This window comes from Embleya sp. NPDC127516, assembly GCF_044765325.1.
Lineage (GTDB): Bacteria > Actinomycetota > Actinomycetes > Streptomycetales > Streptomycetaceae > Embleya.
Genome location: NZ_JBIWJT010000026.1, coordinates 64,845 through 84,049, shown reverse-complemented (window position 1 = coordinate 84,049; position 19,205 = coordinate 64,845). Strand labels below are relative to the sequence as shown.

26 protein-coding genes are annotated in these 19,205 nt (G+C 66.2%); all 26 read left to right on the top strand.

Annotation, left to right across the window (positions count from 1 at the left end; genetic code table 11):
• The first annotated feature begins 70 nt into the window (after nucleotides 1–70).
• Nucleotides 71–3,946, top strand: coding sequence for a DNA-directed RNA polymerase subunit beta' (locus ACIRL2_RS37355; protein ID WP_395871697.1), 3,876 nt, complete (start codon nucleotides 71–73; stop codon nucleotides 3,944–3,946).
• 147 nt (nucleotides 3,947–4,093) lie between these two features.
• Entirely contained in the window at nucleotides 4,094–4,606 is a 513-nt protein-coding gene (locus ACIRL2_RS37350) for a DUF4190 domain-containing protein (RefSeq protein ID WP_402238260.1), read from the top strand.
• A gap of 449 nt (nucleotides 4,607–5,055) precedes the next feature.
• Nucleotides 5,056–5,430 carry a 30S ribosomal protein S12 gene (gene rpsL, locus ACIRL2_RS37345; protein ID WP_020549242.1) on the top strand — a complete coding sequence of 125 codons (375 nt, stop codon included), beginning with the start codon at nucleotides 5,056–5,058 and terminating at the stop codon, nucleotides 5,428–5,430.
• On the top strand, nucleotides 5,430–5,900 hold the full coding sequence (rpsG, locus tag ACIRL2_RS37340) for a 30S ribosomal protein S7 (protein ID WP_020549241.1): 471 nt from the start codon (nucleotides 5,430–5,432) through the stop codon (nucleotides 5,898–5,900). Before rpsL ends, rpsG begins: the two co-directional genes overlap by 1 nt.
• A 42-nt stretch (nucleotides 5,901–5,942) precedes the next feature.
• Nucleotides 5,943–8,072 (top strand): elongation factor G, encoded by a 2,130-nt coding sequence (gene fusA, locus ACIRL2_RS37335; RefSeq protein WP_395871693.1) that lies wholly within the window; start codon nucleotides 5,943–5,945, stop codon nucleotides 8,070–8,072.
• A gap of 132 nt (nucleotides 8,073–8,204) precedes the next feature.
• Nucleotides 8,205–9,398, top strand: coding sequence for an elongation factor Tu (gene tuf, locus ACIRL2_RS37330; protein ID WP_395871691.1), 1,194 nt, complete (start codon nucleotides 8,205–8,207; stop codon nucleotides 9,396–9,398).
• A gap of 525 nt (nucleotides 9,399–9,923) precedes the next feature.
• Nucleotides 9,924–10,232, top strand: coding sequence for a 30S ribosomal protein S10 (rpsJ, locus tag ACIRL2_RS37325; RefSeq protein WP_020549238.1), 309 nt, complete (start codon nucleotides 9,924–9,926; stop codon nucleotides 10,230–10,232).
• A gap of 13 nt (nucleotides 10,233–10,245) precedes the next feature.
• Nucleotides 10,246–10,890, top strand: a complete 645-nt coding sequence (rplC, locus tag ACIRL2_RS37320) for a 50S ribosomal protein L3 (protein ID WP_391585394.1) — start codon at nucleotides 10,246–10,248, stop codon at nucleotides 10,888–10,890.
• 5 nt (nucleotides 10,891–10,895) lie between these two features.
• Nucleotides 10,896–11,573 (top strand): 50S ribosomal protein L4, encoded by a 678-nt coding sequence (gene rplD / locus ACIRL2_RS37315; protein ID WP_395871689.1) that lies wholly within the window; start codon nucleotides 10,896–10,898, stop codon nucleotides 11,571–11,573.
• The gene (gene rplW / locus ACIRL2_RS37310) at nucleotides 11,570–11,911 is read left to right on the top strand and encodes a 50S ribosomal protein L23 (protein ID WP_020549235.1); all 342 of its coding nucleotides are present in this window, start codon (nucleotides 11,570–11,572) and stop codon (nucleotides 11,909–11,911) included. The genes rplD and rplW overlap by 4 nt, the downstream gene beginning before the upstream one ends.
• Nucleotides 11,912–11,945: 34 nt before the next feature.
• On the top strand, nucleotides 11,946–12,782 hold the full coding sequence (rplB, locus tag ACIRL2_RS37305; RefSeq protein ID WP_020549234.1) for a 50S ribosomal protein L2: 837 nt from the start codon (nucleotides 11,946–11,948) through the stop codon (nucleotides 12,780–12,782).
• A gap of 11 nt (nucleotides 12,783–12,793) precedes the next feature.
• On the top strand, nucleotides 12,794–13,075 hold the full coding sequence (gene rpsS, locus ACIRL2_RS37300; RefSeq protein ID WP_020549233.1) for a 30S ribosomal protein S19: 282 nt from the start codon (nucleotides 12,794–12,796) through the stop codon (nucleotides 13,073–13,075).
• Between the two features lie 43 nt (nucleotides 13,076–13,118).
• A complete protein-coding gene (gene rplV, locus ACIRL2_RS37295; RefSeq protein WP_026217944.1) occupies nucleotides 13,119–13,463 on the top strand; it encodes a 50S ribosomal protein L22 in 345 nt (114 codons plus the stop codon).
• Nucleotides 13,463–14,335: a 30S ribosomal protein S3 gene (gene rpsC, locus ACIRL2_RS37290; protein ID WP_078975729.1), complete on the top strand. Its 873-nt coding sequence runs from the start codon at nucleotides 13,463–13,465 to the stop codon at nucleotides 14,333–14,335. Before rplV ends, rpsC begins: the two co-directional genes overlap by 1 nt.
• A 5-nt stretch (nucleotides 14,336–14,340) precedes the next feature.
• Nucleotides 14,341–14,760, top strand: a complete 420-nt coding sequence (gene rplP, locus ACIRL2_RS37285; protein ID WP_020549230.1) for a 50S ribosomal protein L16 — start codon at nucleotides 14,341–14,343, stop codon at nucleotides 14,758–14,760.
• Nucleotides 14,760–14,993 carry a 50S ribosomal protein L29 gene (gene rpmC / locus ACIRL2_RS37280; protein WP_020549229.1) on the top strand — a complete coding sequence of 78 codons (234 nt, stop codon included), beginning with the start codon at nucleotides 14,760–14,762 and terminating at the stop codon, nucleotides 14,991–14,993. The genes rplP and rpmC overlap by 1 nt, the downstream gene beginning before the upstream one ends.
• Nucleotides 14,990–15,271 carry a 30S ribosomal protein S17 gene (gene rpsQ, locus ACIRL2_RS37275; RefSeq protein WP_355532996.1) on the top strand — a complete coding sequence of 94 codons (282 nt, stop codon included), beginning with the start codon at nucleotides 14,990–14,992 and terminating at the stop codon, nucleotides 15,269–15,271. The genes rpmC and rpsQ overlap by 4 nt, the downstream gene beginning before the upstream one ends.
• A 62-nt stretch (nucleotides 15,272–15,333) precedes the next feature.
• Nucleotides 15,334–15,702 carry a 50S ribosomal protein L14 gene (rplN, locus tag ACIRL2_RS37270; protein WP_020549227.1) on the top strand — a complete coding sequence of 123 codons (369 nt, stop codon included), beginning with the start codon at nucleotides 15,334–15,336 and terminating at the stop codon, nucleotides 15,700–15,702.
• A 15-nt stretch (nucleotides 15,703–15,717) separates the two neighbouring features.
• Nucleotides 15,718–16,041: a 50S ribosomal protein L24 gene (rplX, locus tag ACIRL2_RS37265; RefSeq protein WP_026217943.1), complete on the top strand. Its 324-nt coding sequence runs from the start codon at nucleotides 15,718–15,720 to the stop codon at nucleotides 16,039–16,041.
• Entirely contained in the window at nucleotides 16,041–16,610 is a 570-nt protein-coding gene (gene rplE, locus ACIRL2_RS37260; protein WP_020549225.1) for a 50S ribosomal protein L5, read from the top strand. Before rplX ends, rplE begins: the two co-directional genes overlap by 1 nt.
• Before the next feature lie 44 nt (nucleotides 16,611–16,654).
• Complete coding sequence (locus ACIRL2_RS37255; RefSeq protein ID WP_020549224.1) at nucleotides 16,655–16,840, top strand: type Z 30S ribosomal protein S14; 186 nt, start codon at nucleotides 16,655–16,657, stop codon at nucleotides 16,838–16,840.
• 187 nt (nucleotides 16,841–17,027) lie between these two features.
• Nucleotides 17,028–17,426, top strand: coding sequence for a 30S ribosomal protein S8 (gene rpsH, locus ACIRL2_RS37250; protein WP_020549223.1), 399 nt, complete (start codon nucleotides 17,028–17,030; stop codon nucleotides 17,424–17,426).
• Nucleotides 17,427–17,444: 18 nt separating this feature from the next.
• Nucleotides 17,445–17,984: a 50S ribosomal protein L6 gene (gene rplF / locus ACIRL2_RS37245; RefSeq protein ID WP_020549222.1), complete on the top strand. Its 540-nt coding sequence runs from the start codon at nucleotides 17,445–17,447 to the stop codon at nucleotides 17,982–17,984.
• A 2-nt stretch (nucleotides 17,985–17,986) separates the two neighbouring features.
• On the top strand, nucleotides 17,987–18,370 hold the full coding sequence (rplR, locus tag ACIRL2_RS37240) for a 50S ribosomal protein L18 (RefSeq protein ID WP_020549221.1): 384 nt from the start codon (nucleotides 17,987–17,989) through the stop codon (nucleotides 18,368–18,370).
• Nucleotides 18,371–18,416: 46 nt separating this feature from the next.
• Nucleotides 18,417–19,022, top strand: a complete 606-nt coding sequence (gene rpsE, locus ACIRL2_RS37235) for a 30S ribosomal protein S5 (protein ID WP_020549220.1) — start codon at nucleotides 18,417–18,419, stop codon at nucleotides 19,020–19,022.
• Entirely contained in the window at nucleotides 19,022–19,204 is a 183-nt protein-coding gene (rpmD, locus tag ACIRL2_RS37230) for a 50S ribosomal protein L30 (RefSeq protein ID WP_020549219.1), read from the top strand. Before rpsE ends, rpmD begins: the two co-directional genes overlap by 1 nt.
• Nucleotide 19,205: the final 1 nt, after the last annotated feature.

Genomic DNA, 19,205 nt, shown 5'->3' with positions numbered 1-19,205 from the left:
ACTGGTGATCACGGCACAGCCCCCGCCGTGACCGCCGGGACCAAACCCCGAAAGAGGGATTGACGAAACAGTGCTCGACGTCAACTTCTTCGACGAGCTGCGTATCGGCCTCGCTACCGCAGACGACATCCGCCAGTGGTCGCACGGTGAAGTCAAGAAGCCCGAGACCATCAACTACCGCACCCTGAAGCCGGAAAAGGACGGGCTCTTCTGCGAGAAGATCTTCGGTCCGACCCGGGACTGGGAGTGCTACTGCGGCAAGTACAAGCGCGTCCGCTTCAAGGGCATCATTTGTGAGCGCTGCGGCGTCGAGGTCACTCGCGCCAAGGTGCGTCGTGAGCGCATGGGCCACATCGAGCTCGCCGCGCCGGTCACGCACATCTGGTACTTCAAGGGCGTGCCCAGCCGCCTCGGCTACCTGCTCGACCTCGCCCCGAAGGACCTCGAGAAGGTCATCTACTTCGCGGCGTACATGATCACGTACGTCGACGACGAGCGTCGCCAGCGCGACCTGCCGTCCCTCGACGCCAAGATCTCGGTCGAGCGGCAGCAGATCGAGCAGCGTCGCGACGCCAGCGTCGAAGAGCGCCAGAAGAAGCTCGAGACCGACCTCGCCGAGCTGGAGGCCGAGGGCGCCAAGTCCGACGTCCGCCGCAAGGTGCGCGAAGGTGCCGAGCGCGAGATGAAGCAGCTCCGCGACCGCAACCAGCGCGAGCTCGACCGTCTCGACGACGTCTGGACCCGGTTCAAGAACCTCAAGGTCCAAGACCTCGAGGGCGACGAGATCCTGTTCCGCGAGATGCGGGACCGGTTCGGCACGTACTTCATGGGCGGCATGGGCGCGCAGGCGCTCCAGCGTCGACTGGAGTCGTTCGACCTCGACGCCGAGGCCGAGAAGCTGCGCGAGATCATCCGCACCGGCAAGGGCCAGAAGAAGACCCGCGCGCTCAAGCGCCTCAAGGTCGTCTCCGCGTTCCAGCAGACCCGGAACAGCCCCAACGGCATGGTCCTGGACTGCGTCCCGGTGATCCCGCCGGACCTGCGTCCGATGGTGCAGCTGGACGGTGGCCGCTTCGCGACCTCCGACCTGAACGACCTGTACCGCCGCGTGATCAACCGCAACAACCGGTTGAAGCGTCTGCTCGACCTCGGTGCCCCCGAGATCATCGTGAACAACGAGAAGCGGATGCTCCAGGAGGCCGTCGACGCGCTGTTCGACAACGGCCGCCGCGGTCGTCCGGTGACCGGCCCGGGCAACCGGCCGCTCAAGTCGCTGTCCGACATGCTCAAGGGCAAGCAGGGTCGTTTCCGCCAGAACCTGCTCGGCAAGCGCGTGGACTACTCCGCGCGTTCGGTCATCGTCGTCGGCCCGCAGCTCAAGCTGCACCAGTGCGGTCTGCCGAAGGCCATGGCGCTCGAGCTGTTCAAGCCGTTCGTGATGAAGCGCCTGGTGGACCTCAACCACGCGCAGAACATCAAGTCGGCCAAGCGCATGGTCGAGCGCGCCCGCCCCGTGGTGTGGGACGTGCTCGAAGAGGTCATCGCCGAGCACCCGGTGCTGCTCAACCGCGCACCGACGCTGCACCGTCTGGGCATCCAGGCGTTCGAGCCGCAGCTCGTCGAGGGCAAGGCCATCCAGATTCACCCGCTCGTGTGCACCGCGTTCAACGCGGACTTCGACGGTGACCAGATGGCCGTGCACCTGCCGCTGTCCGCGGAGGCGCAGGCCGAGGCCCGCATCCTGATGCTCTCGAGCAACAACATCCTGAAGCCGGCCGACGGTCGTCCCGTCACCATGCCGACCCAGGACATGGTGCTGGGCCTGTTCTTCCTGACCTCCGAGCGGGAGAACACCAAGGGCGACGGACGCGTGTTCGCGTCCACGGCCGAGGCGATCATGGCGTTCGACGCCCGTGAGCTCGACCTGCAGGCGAAGATCGAGCTGCGACTGCCGGCGGGCACCGTCCCGTCGCGCGGCTGGGTCGCGCCCGAGGGCTGGGAGCCCGGTTCGCCGCTGCGCGTGCACACCTCGCTCGGCCGCGCGCTGTTCAACGAGCTCCTGCCGGCGGACTACCCGTTCGTCGACGAGGAGATCGGCAAGAAGACGCTGTCGATCATCGTGAACGACCTGGCGGAGCGGTACCCGAAGGTGGTCGTGGCGGCGACGCTGGACAACCTGAAGGAGGCCGGCTTCCACTGGGCCACCCGTTCCGGTGTCACCGTCTCGATCTCCGACGTCGTCGTGCCGCCGGCGAAGAAGGAGATCCTGGAGCGCTTCGAGGCCCAGGCCGAGAAGGTCCAGAAGCAGTACGAGCGCGGCCTGATCACCAAGGACGAGCGTCAGCAGGAGCAGATTCAGATCTGGACCAAGGCGACCAACGAGGTCGCCGAGGCGATGAACCTGAACTTCCCCAAGACGAACCCCATCTTCATGATGGTCGACTCGGGTGCTCGCGGAAACATGATGCAGATGCGTCAGATCGCGGGTATGCGTGGTCTGGTGTCGAACGCCAAGAACGAGACGATCCCTCGTCCCATCAAGGCGTCCTTCCGTGAGGGTCTGTCCGTCCTCGAGTACTTCATCTCGACGCACGGTGCCCGTAAGGGTCTGGCCGACACCGCGCTGCGTACCGCCGACTCGGGTTACCTGACCCGTCGTCTGGTGGACGTCTCGCAGGACGTGATCGTGCGCGAGGAGGACTGCGGCACCGACCGCGGCCTGGTCCTGTCGATCGCCACCCGCGGTGCCGACGGCGTGCTCCGCAAGGACGACGACGTCGAGACCAGCGTGTACGCCCGCAACCTGGCCGAGGACGTCGTCGTGGACGGCAAGGTGCTGGCCCCGGCCAACGCCGACCTCGGTGACGTGATCATCAACCACCTCGTCGCCGAAGGCGTCGAGTCGGTGAAGACGCGTTCGGTGCTGACCTGCGAGTCCAAGGTCGGTACGTGCGCCATGTGCTACGGCCGCTCGCTGGCGACCGGCAAGCTCGTGGACATCGGCGAGGCGGTCGGCATCATCGCCGCCCAGTCGATCGGTGAGCCCGGCACCCAGCTCACGATGCGTACCTTCCACACCGGTGGTGTGGCGGGTGACGACATCACGCAGGGTCTGCCGCGTGTCGTCGAGCTCTTCGAGGCGCGCACCCCCAAGGGTGTCGCCCCGATCAGCGAGGCGGCCGGTCGGGTGCGCATCGAGGACACCGAGAAGACCCGCAAGGTCGTGGTGGTCCCGGACGACGGTTCCGAGGAACTGGCGTACGCGGTCAGCAAGCGCTCGCGCCTGCTGGTCGACGAGGGCGACCACGTCGACGTCGGTCAGAAGATGCTCGTCGGCGCGGTCAACCCGCACGACGTGCTGCGCATCCTCGGCCAGCGTGCGGTGCAGATCCACCTCGTGGCGGAGGTCCAGCAGGTCTACCGCTCGCAGGGTGTGTCGATCCACGACAAGCACATCGAGATCATCATTCGGCAGATGCTCCGCCGCGTGACGATCATCGAGTCGGGCGACGCCGAGCTGCTTCCGGGCGAGCTCGTCGAGCGCGGCCGGTTCGAGACCGAGAACCGACGGGTGATGTCGGAGAGCGGGCACCCGGCCTCGGGCCGTCCGCAGCTCATGGGCATCACGAAGGCGTCGCTGGCCACCGAGTCGTGGCTGTCGGCGGCCTCCTTCCAGGAGACCACCCGAGTGCTGACCGACGCGGCGATCCACGCCAAGTCGGACCCGCTGCTCGGCCTGAAGGAGAACGTGATCCTCGGCAAGCTCATCCCGGCCGGTACGGGCATGCCCCGCTACCGCAACATCCGGGTCGAGCCCACCGAAGAGGCCAAGGCCGCGATGTACTCGATGTCCGGGTACGACGAGGCCGACTACTCCGCGTTCGGTTCGGGTTCCGGCCAGGCCGTCCCGCTGGAGGAGTACGACTTCGGCGGCTACCAGGGCTGATCGGCCCACAGCCGGGAACAGGGCCGTCACCCTTCGGGGTGGCGGCCCTGTCGCGTGCGCGGACCCGGGTTGTCCGCAGGCCCTCCATGCCGGCGCCGATCGGTGCGACGATGCTGCCAACGCGCCGTCCCACCCCGGGAGAACCCCATGAGCACCCCTGACGGGCCCCAGTACGAGCCCCGATACGAGCACCACGAAGATCAGCCCCCCGGCGCCGCGTGGAGCCCCTACGGCGAGCCGCCCCCGCCGCACGGCCAGGGCTACGGTCCGGGGGAGCAGCCCCCGCCGTACGGGTACGGCCAGGCGCCGCCGTACGGGCAGCAGCAGCCGTACGCCTACGGCTACTACCAACACCCCGGCTACGGCGGATACCTGCCTCAGCCGGGCACCAACGGCCTGGCCATCGCGTCGATGATCCTGGGCATCGTCTGGATCTATTGGATCGGCAGCCTGCTCGCGGTGATCTTCGGGCACATAGCCCTGGCCCAGACCGAGCGCACCGGTCAGCAGGGTCGGGGCATGGCGATCGCCGGCGTGGTGCTGGGCTGGATCGGGATGGCGCTGCTGGCGCTGGTCATCGTGATCGTCGTACTGGACTCGGACGGCCACGACTATTCCGATCACCTGCATCTGTTCGGCGCGCTGCGCGCCGTGTGCTGAGTCACCGCGTCCCGCCCGGGCGACCACCACGCGTGCGCTCGTTCGCCTCCGGCCGCAATGCCGGGTACGGTGGGGCTCGGAGGGTGATGTACCGCCCTGAACGATTCGGTGCTCCGCCAAGGTGAGAGCGCCGAATTCCATGTCGTGGCGGGGGTCTTTCTTTTCGCTTTGACCTCTGCTGCTGTGGTAGGTAGTCTCTCTCCTTGTGCCTGGGGTGTCCCCGGGCTCTTGTGCCTGCGCTCACCGCAATCCCCACGGGATGCGTGCGTGAGAGGGCGTAAGGGACCGACCCGCAGCCTCCACAGCAAGCACACTCCCAAGACCGGGCGACACGCCCGACCGCGGGGGTCGGACTTGCGGTTGGCTCCGGCGTCGACCGGGATGCAGGCCGATTCAGACATTGCAGTCGCTTCAAAAAGACCGCTCGGCACGAAGAAGACGGAGACGCGGTGCCCACGATCCAGCAGCTGGTCCGAAAGGGCCGCCAGGACAAGGTCGACAAGGCCAAGACTCCGGCGCTCAAGGGGAGCCCGCAGCGTCGCGGCGTGTGCACCCGTGTTTACACGACGACGCCGAAGAAGCCGAACTCTGCGCTTCGCAAAGTCGCGCGTGTGCGCCTCACGAGTGGCATCGAGGTGACGGCCTACATCCCCGGTGAGGGTCACAACCTCCAGGAGCACTCGATTGTGCTCGTTCGCGGTGGTCGTGTGAAGGACCTCCCCGGTGTCCGCTACAAGATCATTCGTGGTTCGCTCGACACCCAGGGTGTCAAGAACCGCAAGCAGGCGCGCAGCCGCTACGGCGCGAAGAAGGAGAAGAGCTAATGCCGCGTAAGGGCCCTGCCCCCAAGCGACCGGTCATCATCGACCCGGTTTACAACTCGCCGCTGGTCACCTCGCTGGTGAACAAGGTCCTGATGAGCGGCAAGCGCTCCGTCGCCGAGAAGATCGTCTACGGCGCTCTCGAAGGCTGCCGCGAGAAGACCGGTACCGACCCGGTCATCACGCTCAAGCGCGCGCTCGAGAACGTGAAGCCGACCCTCGAGGTCCGCAGCCGCCGCGTCGGTGGCGCGACCTACCAGGTGCCGGTCGAGGTCCGTCCGGGCCGCTCCACGACCCTCGCTCTCCGCTGGCTCGTCGGCTACTCCCGCGCCCGTCGCGAGAAGACGATGACCGAGCGTCTGATGAACGAGCTCCTGGACGCGAGCAACGGTCTCGGTGCCGCGGTCAAGCGCCGCGAGGACACGCACAAGATGGCCGAGTCCAACAAGGCCTTCGCGCACTACCGCTGGTAGTTCCACCCGCAACGACGAGAAGCCGAGAGAAGACAAGCCACGATGGCTACCACTGCTCTTGATCTGGCCAAGGTCCGAAACATCGGCATCATGGCCCACATCGACGCGGGCAAGACCACCACCACCGAGCGGATCCTGTTCTACACCGGGGTCAACTACAAGATCGGTGAGGTTCATGAGGGCGCTGCCACCATGGACTGGATGGAACAGGAGCAGGAGCGCGGCATCACCATCACGTCTGCCGCGACGACCTGTCACTGGACGCTCGAAGACGTCGATCACACGATCAACATCATCGACACCCCGGGCCACGTCGACTTCACCGTAGAGGTGGAGCGTTCGCTGCGTGTGCTCGACGGCGCCGTCACCGTCTTCGACGGTGTCGCCGGCGTGGAGCCGCAGTCCGAGACCGTTTGGCGTCAGGCCGACCGGTACGGCGTGCCGCGTATCTGCTTCGTGAACAAGCTCGACCGCACCGGCGCCGAGTTCCACCGCTGTGTCGACATGATCGACGAGCGGCTGGGCGCGGTTCCGCTGGTCATGCAGCTTCCGATCGGCACCGAGATGGACTTCCAGGGCGTTGTCGACCTGGTCGCCATGAAGGCGCTGGTCTGGTCGGCCGAGGCGGCCAAGGGCGAGATGTACGACGTCGTCGACATCCCGGCCACGCACACCGAGGCCGCCGCCGAGTACCGCGGCAAGCTGCTCGAGACGATCGCCGAGTACGACGAAGAGATGATGGAGCTGTACCTGGAGGGCGAAGAGCCCACCACGGAGCAGCTGATGGCCGCGATCCGTCGCGCCACCATCGCCTCGACCAAGGGTGACAACAAGGGCCAGCCGACGTTCACTCCGGTGTTCTGCGGTACCGCGTTCAAGAACAAGGGCGTTCAGCCCCTGCTCGACGCGGTCGTCCGTTACCTGCCGTCGCCGCTCGACATCGAGGGCATCCAGGGCCACGCGGTGAACAAGGAGGAAGAGGTCATCGTTCGCCAGCCGAGCGATGACGAGCCTTTCGCGGGCCTCGCCTTCAAGATCATGCGTGACCCGCACCTGGGCAAGCTCACCTTCGTCCGGGTCTACTCGGGTGTCCTCGAGGCCGGCAGCTCCGTGCTGAACTCGGTCAAGGGCAAGAAGGAACGCATCGGCAAGATCTACCGGATGCACGCGAACAAGCGTGAGGAGATCCCGTCGGTCGGCGCGGGCGACATCATCGCCGTGATGGGTCTCAAGGACACCACCACCGGTGAGACGCTCTGCGACCCGGCGAACCCGGTGATCCTGGAGTCGATGACGTTCCCGGCCCCGGTCATCCAGGTGGCCATCGAGCCGAAGTCCAAGGGCGACCAGGAGAAGCTGGGTGTCGCCATCCAGTCCCTCGCCGCCGAGGACCCCTCGTTCCAGGTGCACACCGACGAGGAGACCGGCCAGACGATCATCGGCGGCATGGGCGAGCTGCACCTCGAGGTGCTGGTCGACCGGATGAAGCGCGAGTTCCGCGTGGAGGCCAACGTCGGCAAGCCGCAGGTGGCCTACCGCGAGACGATCCGCAAGGTCGTCGAGCGCGTGGACTACACGCACAAGAAGCAGACCGGTGGTACCGGTCAGTTCGCCAAGGTGCAGATCGCGCTCGAGCCGCTCGAGGGTGACGCGTACGAGTTCGTCAACAAGGTCACCGGTGGCCGTATCCCCAGGGAGTACATCCCCTCGGTGGACGCGGGTGCACAGGAGGCCATGCAGTACGGCGTTCTCGCCGGCTACCCGATGGTCGGCGTGCGTCTGACGCTGATCGACGGTGGCTACCACGAGGTCGACTCGTCCGAGCTCGCGTTCAAGATCGCCGGTTCGCAGGCGTTCAAGGAAGCGGCCCGGCAGGCCAGCCCGGCTCTTCTCGAGCCGATGATGGCCGTCGAGGTCACCACGCCCGAGGACTACATGGGCGATGTGATCGGCGACCTCAACTCGCGTCGCGGCCAGATCCAGGCCATGGACGAGCGCTTCGGTGCGCGCGTCGTCAAGGCCTTGGTCCCGCTGTCGGAGATGTTCGGCTACGTCGGCGACCTCCGCAGCAAGACCTCGGGTCGCGCGAGCTACTCCATGCAGTTCGACTCCTACGCCGAGGTTCCGAGGAACGTCGCCGAGGAGATCATCGCCAAGTCGCGCGGCGAGTAATCACCGCCCCAGCGGCAGCAGCGATACCAGGGGGACCCGGGGTCCGTATCCGGACTCCGGTGCCCCCGCCCCGGCTCACCCCCGATACCCGACGTCGTACGGCGTAAAGAACCAGTCCACAGGAGGACCCCAGTGGCGAAGGCTAAGTTCGAGCGGACTAAGCCGCACGTCAACATCGGCACCATTGGTCACATCGACCACGGTAAGACGACGCTGACCGCGGCGATTACCAAGGTGCTGCACGACGCGTACCCGGACCTGAACCCCTTCACGCCGTTCGACCAGATCGACAAGGCGCCGGAGGAGCGGCAGCGCGGTATCACGATCTCGATCGCGCATGTCGAGTACCAGACGGAGAACCGTCACTACGCGCACGTCGACTGCCCCGGGCACGCCGACTACATCAAGAACATGATCACCGGTGCCGCGCAGATGGACGGCGCGATCCTCGTGGTCGCCGCCACCGACGGCCCGATGCCGCAGACCAAGGAGCACGTGCTCCTGGCCCGCCAGGTCGGCGTTCCGTACATCGTGGTCGCGCTGAACAAGGCCGACATGGTGGACGACGAGGAGATCCTGGAGCTCGTCGAGCTCGAGGTGCGCGAGCTCCTCTCCGAGTACGAGTTCCCGGGCGACGACCTTCCGGTCGTGCGGGTGTCGGCGCTCAAGGCGCTCGAGGGCGACAAGGAGTGGGGCAGCAAGCTGCTCGAGCTCATGGCCGCCGTCGACGAGGCGATCCCGACCCCGCCGCGTGACACCGACATGCCGTTCCTGATGCCCGTCGAGGACGTCTTCACGATCACCGGTCGTGGCACCGTCGTCACCGGCCGCATCGAGCGTGGCATCGTCAAGGTCAACGAGACTGTCGACATCGTCGGCATCAAGGAGACCAAGACCACCACGACGGTCACCGGCATCGAGATGTTCCGCAAGCTGCTCGACGAGGGTCAGGCGGGCGAGAACGTCGGTCTGCTCCTGCGCGGCATCAAGCGCGAGGACGTCGAGCGCGGCCAGGTCATCATCAAGCCGGGTTCGGTCACGCCGCACACCGACTTCGAGGCTCAGGTCTACATCCTGTCGAAGGACGAGGGTGGCCGTCACACCCCCTTCTTCAACAACTACCGGCCGCAGTTCTACTTCCGTACGACGGACGTGACCGGCGTGGTGACCCTCCCCGAGGGCACCGAGATGGTCATGCCGGGTGACAACACCGGCATGGACGTCGCGCTGATCCAGCCGATCGCCATGGAAGAGGGTCTGCGTTTCGCCATCCGCGAGGGTGGCCGCACCGTGGGCGCCGGCCAGGTCGTCAAGATCAAGAAGTGATGAAATCCCGCCCGCCGGTCCACCTGGGTCGGCGGGCGGGGCTTTGTCCGGATCGATTCCACCCCCTAGGTGGGACCGGATATCCATTGCTCGGGGGCTCTCTCAAACCTGGGGGAGTCGCTCGATTGGCCAAGCCCGCCATTCGTGGGGCATACTAGCCAAGTTGCTCGGATAGACAACGGGCTGCGCCGTGCCTGTCGAACAGACAGAGCCGTGGCGCCGGCCCCGTTGGCTCCGAACAATCGGTGGACTTCTGTCCTGCCACCCATGCAGCCGGCGTCGTCGCTTAGCGACCTCGTGCCGTCCTTTCGCTTGCCGCAGCGAAGGTGACGCCGAGAGTACGTTGCCCAGGCCCCCAGGCCGCCCGTAAGGGTTTCCAAGGGGCGCTTGTGAGCAACAGAGCGACACGCCCGACCGCGGGGGTCGGCGGGGAAGGGAAACCCCAAGGGGTTTTCAGCCCAAGTCTTCTCCCCGTGTCAGCGGGGGTGATCCGCAGCGGTACGAGAGAAGGAATTCGAAGCAGCCATGGCGGGACAGAAGATCCGCATCAGGCTCAAGGCCTACGACCACGAGGTCATCGACAGTTCGGCGAAGAAGATCGTCGAGACGGTGACGCGTACTGGTGCGCAGGTTGCGGGACCGGTGCCGCTGCCGACCGAGAAGAACGTGTACTGCGTCATCCGCTCGCCGCACAAGTACAAGGACTCGCGCGAGCACTTCGAGATGCGCACTCACAAGCGGCTCATCGACATCCTCGACCCCACGCCGAAGACGGTCGACTCGCTTATGCGTCTCGACCTGCCGGCCGGCGTCGACATCGAGATCAAGCTCTGAGGACGCACCGACGATGACGAAGCAGATGAAGGGCATTCTGGGCAAGAAGCTCGGCATGACCCAGGTCTGGGACGAGAACAACCGCGTCGTTCCAGTGACTGTGGTCGAAGCCGGGCCCTGCGTCGTGACCCAGGTCCGCAACGCCGAGGTCGACGGCTACTCCGCCGTCCAGATCGCGTTCGGCGCGATCGACCCGCGCAAGGTGAACAAGCCGCTCGCCGGCCACTTCGCCAAGGCCGGGGTGACCCCGCGTCGCCACCTGGTCGAGCTCCGTACCTCCGACGCCGGCGAGTACACGCTGGCGCAGGAGATCACCGCCGAGGTGTTCGAGGCCGGCCAGAAGGTCGACGTCATGGGCACCTCGAAGGGCAAGGGCACGGCCGGTGTCATGAAGCGACACGGCTTCAAGGGTCTCGGCAGCTCGCACGGTACGCAGCGCAAGCACCGCTCGCCCGGCTCGATCGGTGGCTGCGCCACCCCGGGTCGTGTGTTCAAGGGCGTGCGCATGGCAGGCCGCATGGGTAACGAGCGCGTCTCCACCCAGAACCTGACCGTGCACGCCGTAGACGCCGAGAAGGGCCTGCTCCTGATCAAGGGCGCGGTCCCCGGCCCCAACGGCGGCCTGGTGCTGGTGCGCACTGCTGCGAAGGGTGTGTGAATTTCATGACCAGCATTGACGTTCTTTCGCCCGCCGGCGAGAAGTCCGGGACGATCGATCTCCCCGAGGGGATCTTCGACGTCCAGGTGAGCATCCCGACGATCCACCAGGTCGTCGTGGCCCAGCTCGCCGCGGCTCGTCAGGGCACGCACAAGACCAAGACTCGTGGCGAGGTCCGCGGCGGTGGGCGCAAGCCGTACCGCCAGAAGGGCACCGGTCGCGCCCGTCAGGGCTCGACCCGCGCGCCGCAGTTCGCCGGTGGTGGCGTCGTGCACGGTCCCGTGCCGCGCGACTACGAGCAGCGGACCCCGAAGAAGATGAAGGCGTCCGCCCTGCGCGGTGCCCTCTCCGACCGGGCGCGTCACGAGCGCATCCACTGCGTTTCCGCGCTGGTCGAGGGCGACAAGCCGTCGGTCAAGGCGGCGAAGACGCTGCTCGGCAAGATCAGTGAGCGCAAGAACGTGCTCCTGGTCGTCGAGAAGTCCGACACCACTGCCTGGCTGAGCGCCCGCAACCTTCCGCAGGTGCACTTGCTCGAGGTCGGGCAGCTGAACACCTACGACGTGCTCGTCTCCGACGACGTGGTCTTCACGAAGGCCGCTCTGGAGCGCTTCATCGCCGGACCGGCCCAGGCCGCCTCGGCGGTCGCGAGCTCCGACGAGCTCGAAGGGAGCCACGCGTGAGCACCGACACCGTCGAGAGCACGACGAAGGTCACCAGCAAGACCTACACCGACCCGCGCGATGTGCTGCTGAAGCCGGTGATCTCGGAGAAGAGCTACGGGCTCATCGACGAGAACAAGTACACGTTCATCGTGCACCCCGACGCCAACAAGACCCAGATCAAGCAGGCCGTCATCGCGGTCTTCGGGGTCAAGGTCGAGAGCGTCAACACGATCAACCGCGTCGGTAAGCGCAAGCGCACCAAGACCGGTTTCGGCAAGCGCAAGGACACGAAGCGCGCGATCGTCACCCTTGCAGAGGGCGAGCGGATCGACATCTTCGGTGGACCCGTCGGCTGACGGCCGCTGATACGGACGAGGACTAAGAGAAGCCATGGGCATCCGCAAGTACAAGCCGACGACGCCGGGCCGTCGTGGCGCCAGCGTCGCCGACTTCGTCGAGATCACGCGGTCCGAGCCGGAGAAGTCGCTGGTCCGCCCTCTGCACAGCAAGGGTGGTCGTAACAACCACGGCCGTGTGACTGCTCGCCACCAGGGTGGCGGCCACAAGCGCGCGTACCGACTGATCGACTTCCGGCGCAACGACAAGGACGGCGTTCCGGCGAAGGTCGCTCACATCGAGTACGACCCGAACCGCACCGCGCGCATCGCTCTTCTGCACTACGCGGACGGCGAGAAGCGCTACATCCTGTGCCCGAACAAGCTGAAGCAGGGCGACCGGATCGAAAACGGTCCGGGCGCCGACATCAAGCCGGGCAACAACATGCCGCTCCGGAACATCCCGGTCGGTACGGTCATCCACGCCATCGAGCTTCGGCCCGGTGGCGGCGCGAAGATCGCCCGTTCCGCGGGTGTCAGCGTGCAGCTGCTGGCGAAGGAGGGCGCTCACGCGACCCTCCGCATGCCCTCGGGCGAGATTCGCCTGGTGGACGTGCGCTGCCGGGCGACGGTCGGCGAGATCGGCAATGCCGAGCAGTCGAACATCAACTGGGGCAAGGCCGGTCGCATGCGCTGGAAGGGCAAGCGCCCGACCGTCCGCGGTGTGGCGATGAACCCCATCGACCACCCGCACGGTGGTGGTGAGGGTAAGACCTCCGGTGGTCGCCACCCGGTGAGCCCCTGGGGTAAGCCCGAGGGTCGTACTCGCCGGCCGAAGAAGGCCAGCGACAAGCTCATCATCCGCCGCCGCAAGACGAACAAGAAGCGCTAGGAGCAGTCTCGATGCCGCGCAGTCTCAAGAAGGGACCCTTCGTCGACGGCCACCTGATCAAGAAGGTGGACGTACAGAACGACAAGGGAACCAAGAACGTCATCAAGACCTGGTCCCGCCGCTCGATGATCGTCCCGGCGATGCTGGGCCACACGATCGCGGTGCACGACGGCCGTAAGCACGTCCCGGTGTTCGTGACCGAGTCGATGGTCGGCCACAAGCTCGGCGAGTTCGCGCCGACTCGGACCTTCCGCGGTCACGAGAAGGACGACCGGAAGTCGCGTCGTCGCTGACGCGGCGAATCGCATGGATATCGAGATGAGCAAGGGGACGTCGATGGAAGCCAGGGCTCAGGCGCGGTACATCCGCGTCACGCCCATGAAGGCCCGCCGTGTGGTGGACCTCATCCGTGGCATGAACGCCGCGGAGGCCCAGGCGGTCCTGCGATTCGCTCCGCAGGCCGCGAGTGAGCCGGTCGGCAAGGTGCTGGACAGCGCCATTGCCAACGCCGGTCACAACCACAACCTGGACACGAACATCCTGTACGTGTCCGCCGCCTACGTGGACGAGGGTCCGACCCTCAAGCGTTTCCGTCCGCGGGCACAGGGCCGGGCGTACCGCATCCGCAAGCGCACCAGCCACATCACCGTGGTTGTCGCCGAGAAGGAGAGGACCCGCTAGTGGGCCAGAAGGTTAACCCGCACGGGTTCCGTCTCGGCATCACCACGGACTTCAAGTCCCGGTGGTACGCCGACAAGCTGTACAAGGACTACGTCGGCGAGGACGTCAAGATTCGTCAGATGATGACGAAGGGCATGGAGCGCGCCGGGATCTCGAAGGTAGAGATCGAGCGCACCCGTGAGCGCGTCCGCGTCGACATCCACACCGCCCGGCCGGGCATCGTCATCGGCCGTCGTGGTGCGGAGGCCGACCGCATCCGCGGTGAGCTCGAGAAGCTCACCGGCAAGCAGGTTCAGCTGAACATCCTCGAGGTCAAGAACCCCGAGGTCGACGCTCAGCTTGTGGCGCAGGGTGTGGCCGAGCAGCTCTCGAGCCGCGTGTCCTTCCGCCGCGCGATGCGCAAGGCGATGCAGAGCTCCATGAAGGCCGGGGCCAAGGGCATCAAGATCCAGTGCGGTGGTCGTCTGGGTGGGGCCGAAATGTCCCGCTCGGAGTTCTACCGTGAGGGTCGCGTGCCGCTGCACACGCTGCGCGCCAACGTCGACTACGGCTTCTTCGAGGCCCGTACGACGTTCGGTCGCATCGGTGTGAAGGTGTGGATCTACAAGGGCGACGTCAAGAACATCGCCGAGGTTCGCGCCGAGAACGCCGCGGCTCGCGCCAGCAACCGTCCCGCCCGTGGTGGCGCTCCCGAGCGTCCCCGTCGTGGCGAGGGTGGCGGCGGCGGTCGTGGCGGCGAGCGCGGCGGCCGTGGTGGCCGCGGCGGACGTCCGCAGCAGAACGACGCGCAGGCCACCGGTTCCTCGGACACCGGCTCCGCGCCGGCGGCCGAGGCTGTGAACTCGGCGCCCGAATCCGGATCGGAGGCCTGACCCCGATGCTGATCCCCCGCAGGGTCAAGCACCGCAAGCAGCACCACCCCAAGCGCGGTGGCCGCGCCAAGGGCGGTACGGAACTGGCGTTCGGCGAGTACGGCATCCAGGCCCTCGGCCAGGCGTACGTGACCAACCGTCAGATCGAGTCCGCTCGTATTGCCATCACCCGGCACATTCGCCGTGGTGGCAAGGTGTGGATCAACATCTACCCCGACCGTCCGCTGACCAAGAAGCCTGCCGAGACCCGCATGGGTTCCGGTAAGGGCTCGCCCGAGTGGTGGGTCGCGAACGTCAAGCCCGGTCGGGTGATGTTCGAACTGTCGTACCCGAACGAGAAGGTGGCTCGTGAGGCGCTTACCCGCGCCGTGCACAAGCTGCCGATGAAGTGCCGGATCGTCCGGCGCGAGGCTGGTGAGGCGTGATGGCGGCCGTTACCAAGGCGTCCGAGCTCCGCGAACTCGGTGACGAGGAAATCGTCGCCAAGCTCCGCGAAGCCAAGGAGGAGCTGTTCAACCTCCGTTTCCAGGCGGCGACCGGGCAGCTCGAAAACCACGGGCGGCTCAAGGCTGTCCGTAAGGACATCGCCCGGATCTACACGCTGATGCGCGAGCGCGAGCTGGGCATCGACGTGCAGGAGACCGGAGGCGCGGCGTGAGCGAGAAGACTGAGATGACTGAAGCAACCCGGGGTTTCCGCAAGACCCGTGAGGGCCTCGTCGTCAGCGACAAGATGGACAAGACCGTCGTTGTCGCCGTCGAGGACCGCGTGAAGCACCCGATGTACGGCAAGGTCATCCGCCGCACGAACAAGCTGAAGGCTCACGACGAGCAGAACGCCTGTGGCGTCGGTGACCGTGTCGTCCTCATGGAGACTCGGCCGCTGTCCGCCAGCAAGCGTTGGCGCATCGTCGAGATCCTCGAAAAGGCCAAGTAGCGAGCGCCGGTCGCCCCACCAACCGTGGGTCGTGACCGCGACGTGACGATCAGGAGTTAGACGTGATCCAGCAGGAGTCGCGACTGCGAGTCGCCGACAACACGGGTGCGAAGGAGATTCTCTGCATCCGTGTGCTCGGTGGCTCCGGCCGGCGCTACGCGGGCATCGGGGACGTCATCGTTGCCACCGTCAAGGACGCGATCCCCGGTGGCAACGTGAAGAAGGGTGACGTCATCAAGGCGGTCATCGTGCGGACCGTGAAGGAGCGCCGGCGTGTCGACGGCTCCTACATCCGCTTTGACGAGAACGCCGCCGTTGTCCTGAAGAACGATGGCGAACCCCGAGGCACCCGTATTTTCGGCCCGGTCGGCCGTGAGCTTCGTGAGAAGAAGTTCATGAAGATCATCTCGCTCGCGCCGGAGGTGCTCTAACCAATGGCGAAGGCGATGAAGATCAAGAAGGGTGACCTGGTACAGGTCATCACGGGCAAGGACAAGGGCAAGCAGGGCAAGGTCATCGCGGCCTACCCGCCGAAGGAGCGCGTCCTGGTCGAGGGCGTCAACCGGATCAAGAAGCACACCAAGGTGGGTCAGTCCGCCAAGGGTGCCAAGACCGGTGGCATCATCACCCAGGAAGCCTCCATCCACGTCAGCAACGTGATGCTGGTCGTGGAGAAGGACGGTAAGAAGGTCCCGACGCGGACCGGCTTCCGGTTCGATGACGAGGGCAACAAGATCCGGTACGCCAAGCGGACCGGTGAGGACATCTGATGACGGTCACCACTGAGGCGCGCGAACTGCCGCGTCTGAAGCAGCGTTACCGCGAGGAGATCCTCGGCAAGCTGCGTGAGGAGTTCTCGTTCGAGAACGTCATGCAGGTTCCGGGCGTCACCAAGATCGTGGTCAACATGGGTGTGGGCGACGCCGCCCGCGACTCGAAGCTGATCGACGGCGCGATCAAGGACCTGATGGCCATCACCGGCCAGAAGCCCCAGGTCACGAAGGCCCGCAAGTCCATCGCGCAGTTCAAGCTGCGTGAGGGTCAGCCGATCGGCGCGCACGTTACACTGCGCGGCGACCGGATGTGGGAGTTCCTCGACCGTCTGCTGTCGATCGCTCTGCCGCGTATCCGCGACTTCCGCGGGCTCTCGCCGAAGCAGTTCGACGGCCGCGGCAACTACACCTTCGGTCTCACGGAGCAGTCGATGTTCCACGAGATCGACCAGGACAAGATCGACCGCGTTCGCGGCATGGACATCACTGTGGTGACCAGCGCCAAGAACGACGACGAGGGCCGCGCTCTGCTGCGTCTCCTCGGCTTCCCGTTCAAGGAAGCGTGAGCAGTCGGCTCGCCGACTGAGGAACGCAACAAGGAGACTGAGACGTGGCGAAGAAGGCCCTGATCGCAAAGGCCGCCCGCAAGCCGAAGTTCGAGGTTCGTGGCTACACGCGCTGCCAGCGCTGTGGCCGCCCTCACTCGGTGTACCGCAAGTTCGGCCTGTGCCGCGTGTGCCTGCGCACGATGGCGCACGCCGGCGAGCTGCCGGGCGTCACCAAGAGCAGCTGGTAGTTCGCGGCGGCCGTTTCGACGGCCGACGCGACCCGGCACATCGCCCGTCCCGCGGGGACGGGCGAGAACAGTAACGACGTCGTAGGTCCCGCACCGCAGTCGTCGCTCCGCCGCTCTCCCTCGGGAGGGCGGCGGGGCGAGGGATCGCACGCCGGGAAACCACGGCGAGAAAGGCCTTGAGGCCGTCATGACCATGACCGACCCCATCGCAGACATGCTGACCCGTCTGCGGAACGCCAACTCGGCATATCACGACGATGTCGTGATGCCGTTCAGCAAGATCAAGTCGCACATCGCGGAGATCCTCCAGCAGGAGGGTTACATCCAGGGCTGGCGCGTCGAGGACGCGGAGGTGGGCAAGAAGCTCACCGTCGTCCTCAAGTACGGCCCGAACCGCGAGCGCTCGATCGCCGGCGTCCGCCGTGTGTCGAAGCCCGGTCTGCGGGTGTACGCAAAGTCCACGAACCTGCCGAAGGTGCTCGGTGGCCTCGGCGTCGCGATTATCTCGACGTCGACCGGTCTCCTCACCGACAAGCAGGCGGCCAAGAAGGGCGTGGGCGGGGAAGTCCTCGCCTTCGTCTGGTAAGGGAAGGGAAGGAGAGCAATGTCGCGCATCGGACGTCTCCCCATCCCGGTTCCCACCGGTGTGGACGTCACCATCAATGGCCGCGAGGTTGTCGTGAAGGGCCCCAAGGGTTCCCTGTCGCACACCATCGCCGCCCCGATCGAGATCGCAAAGTCGGATGACGGCACCCTCGCGGTGACCCGTCCCGACGACGAGCGTCGCTCGAAGGCCCTGCACGGGCTGTCCCGGACGCTGGTGGCGAACATGATCACTGGTGTGACCCAGGGATACATCAAGAAGCTCGAGATCAGCGGTGTCGGTTACCGAGTCCAGGCGAAGGGCTCCTCGCTGGAGTTCGCGCTCGGATTCAGCCACCCCGTCGTCGTCGAGGCCCCGGAGGGCATCACCTTCGTGGTCGAGGCCCCGACCCGTTTCTCGGTCGAAGGCATCGACAAGCAGAAGGTCGGTGAAATCGCCGCGAACATCCGCAAGCTGCGGAAGCCCGACCCGTACAAGGCCAAGGGCGTCAAGTACGCCGGCGAGGTCATCCGCCGCAAGGTCGGAAAGGCTGGTAAGTAGGCATGGCTGTCGGCGTGAAGACCGGCAAGGGCGTTGCGAAGAAGTCTGTCGCACGCAAGCGCCGGCACATCCGGGTGCGGAAGAAGGTTTCCGGCACCCCGCTGCGGCCCCGTCTCGTCGTGAGCCGCTCCACCCGTCACATGGTGGCGCAGGTTATCGACGACATCGCCGGCCACACTCTCGCTTCGGCCTCCACGATGGACCCGTCCATCCGTGGTGGTGAGGGCGACAAGACCGCTCAGGCTCGCAAGGTCGGCGAATTGGTCGCCGAGCGCGCGAAGGCTGCCGGTGTAGAGGCCGTTGTGTTCGACCGCGGTGGTAACAAGTACCACGGTCGTATCGCCGCCCTCGCGGATGCCGCACGCGGTAACGGGCTGACCTTCTGAGCCCGCTCCGGGACAAGCTTCGAACGACAGATGTGAGGACATTCTGATGGCTGGACCCCAGCGCCGCGGTGGCGGCGCCGGCGGCGGCGAGCGGCGGGACCGGCGGGATCGACGTGATGGTGGCGCAGCCGCCGAGAAGACCGCTTACGTCGAGCGCGTCGTCGCGATCAATCGCGTCGCCAAGGTCGTGAAGGGTGGTCGTCGCTTCAGCTTCACCGCGCTGGTCGTGGTTGGCGATGGCGATGGCACCGTAGGTGTCGGTTACGGCAAGGCCAAGGAGGTGCCGGCCGCGATCGCCAAGGGTGTTGAAGAGGCCAAGAAGCACTTCTTCAAGGTCCCCCGTATCCAGGGCACCATTCCGCACCCGATCCAGGGTGAGAAGGCTGCCGGCGTCGTGCTCCTGAAGCCGGCCTCGCCGGGTACCGGTGTCATCGCCGGTGGCCCCGTGCGCGCCGTGCTCGAGTGCGCCGGCATCCACGACGTGCTGAGCAAGTCGCTCGGTTCGTCGAACCCGATCAACATCGTGCACGCGACCGTCGCGGCGCTCCAGGGGCTCGTTCGCCCCGAGGAGATCGCGGCTCGTCGTGGCCTGCCTCTGGAGGACGTGGCCCCGGCCGCGCTCCTGCGGGCCCGCGCGGGGGTTGGTGCGTAATGGCACGTCTCAAGGTCACGCAGACCCGATCCAAGATCGGTGGCAGGCAGAACCAGCGGGACACTCTCCGTTCGCTCGGTCTCAAGCGCGTCCACGACGTGGTCGTCAAGGAAGACCGCCCGGAGATCCGCGGCATGATCGCGACGGTGTCGCACCTCGTCACCGTCGAGGAGGTCGACTGAC

Coding starts and splice junctions, on each gene's coding strand:
- ACIRL2_RS37350 (WP_402238260.1), top strand. CDS start 4,094: ATGAGCACCCCTGACGGGCCCCAGTACGAGCCCCGATACGAGCACCAC.
- rpsG (WP_020549241.1), top strand. CDS start 5,430: ATGCCGCGTAAGGGCCCTGCCCCCAAGCGACCGGTCATCATCGACCCG.
- fusA (WP_395871693.1), top strand. CDS start 5,943: ATGGCTACCACTGCTCTTGATCTGGCCAAGGTCCGAAACATCGGCATC.
- rpsJ (WP_020549238.1), top strand. CDS start 9,924: ATGGCGGGACAGAAGATCCGCATCAGGCTCAAGGCCTACGACCACGAG.
- rplC (WP_391585394.1), top strand. CDS start 10,246: ATGACGAAGCAGATGAAGGGCATTCTGGGCAAGAAGCTCGGCATGACC.
- rplD (WP_395871689.1), top strand. CDS start 10,896: ATGACCAGCATTGACGTTCTTTCGCCCGCCGGCGAGAAGTCCGGGACG.
- rplB (WP_020549234.1), top strand. CDS start 11,946: ATGGGCATCCGCAAGTACAAGCCGACGACGCCGGGCCGTCGTGGCGCC.
- rpsS (WP_020549233.1), top strand. CDS start 12,794: ATGCCGCGCAGTCTCAAGAAGGGACCCTTCGTCGACGGCCACCTGATC.
- rplV (WP_026217944.1), top strand. CDS start 13,119: ATGGAAGCCAGGGCTCAGGCGCGGTACATCCGCGTCACGCCCATGAAG.
- rplP (WP_020549230.1), top strand. CDS start 14,341: ATGCTGATCCCCCGCAGGGTCAAGCACCGCAAGCAGCACCACCCCAAG.
- rpmC (WP_020549229.1), top strand. CDS start 14,760: ATGGCGGCCGTTACCAAGGCGTCCGAGCTCCGCGAACTCGGTGACGAG.
- rplX (WP_026217943.1), top strand. CDS start 15,718: ATGAAGATCAAGAAGGGTGACCTGGTACAGGTCATCACGGGCAAGGAC.
- rplE (WP_020549225.1), top strand. CDS start 16,041: ATGACGGTCACCACTGAGGCGCGCGAACTGCCGCGTCTGAAGCAGCGT.
- rpsH (WP_020549223.1), top strand. CDS start 17,028: ATGACCATGACCGACCCCATCGCAGACATGCTGACCCGTCTGCGGAAC.
- rplF (WP_020549222.1), top strand. CDS start 17,445: ATGTCGCGCATCGGACGTCTCCCCATCCCGGTTCCCACCGGTGTGGAC.
- rplR (WP_020549221.1), top strand. CDS start 17,987: ATGGCTGTCGGCGTGAAGACCGGCAAGGGCGTTGCGAAGAAGTCTGTC.
- rpsE (WP_020549220.1), top strand. CDS start 18,417: ATGGCTGGACCCCAGCGCCGCGGTGGCGGCGCCGGCGGCGGCGAGCGG.
- rpmD (WP_020549219.1), top strand. CDS start 19,022: ATGGCACGTCTCAAGGTCACGCAGACCCGATCCAAGATCGGTGGCAGG.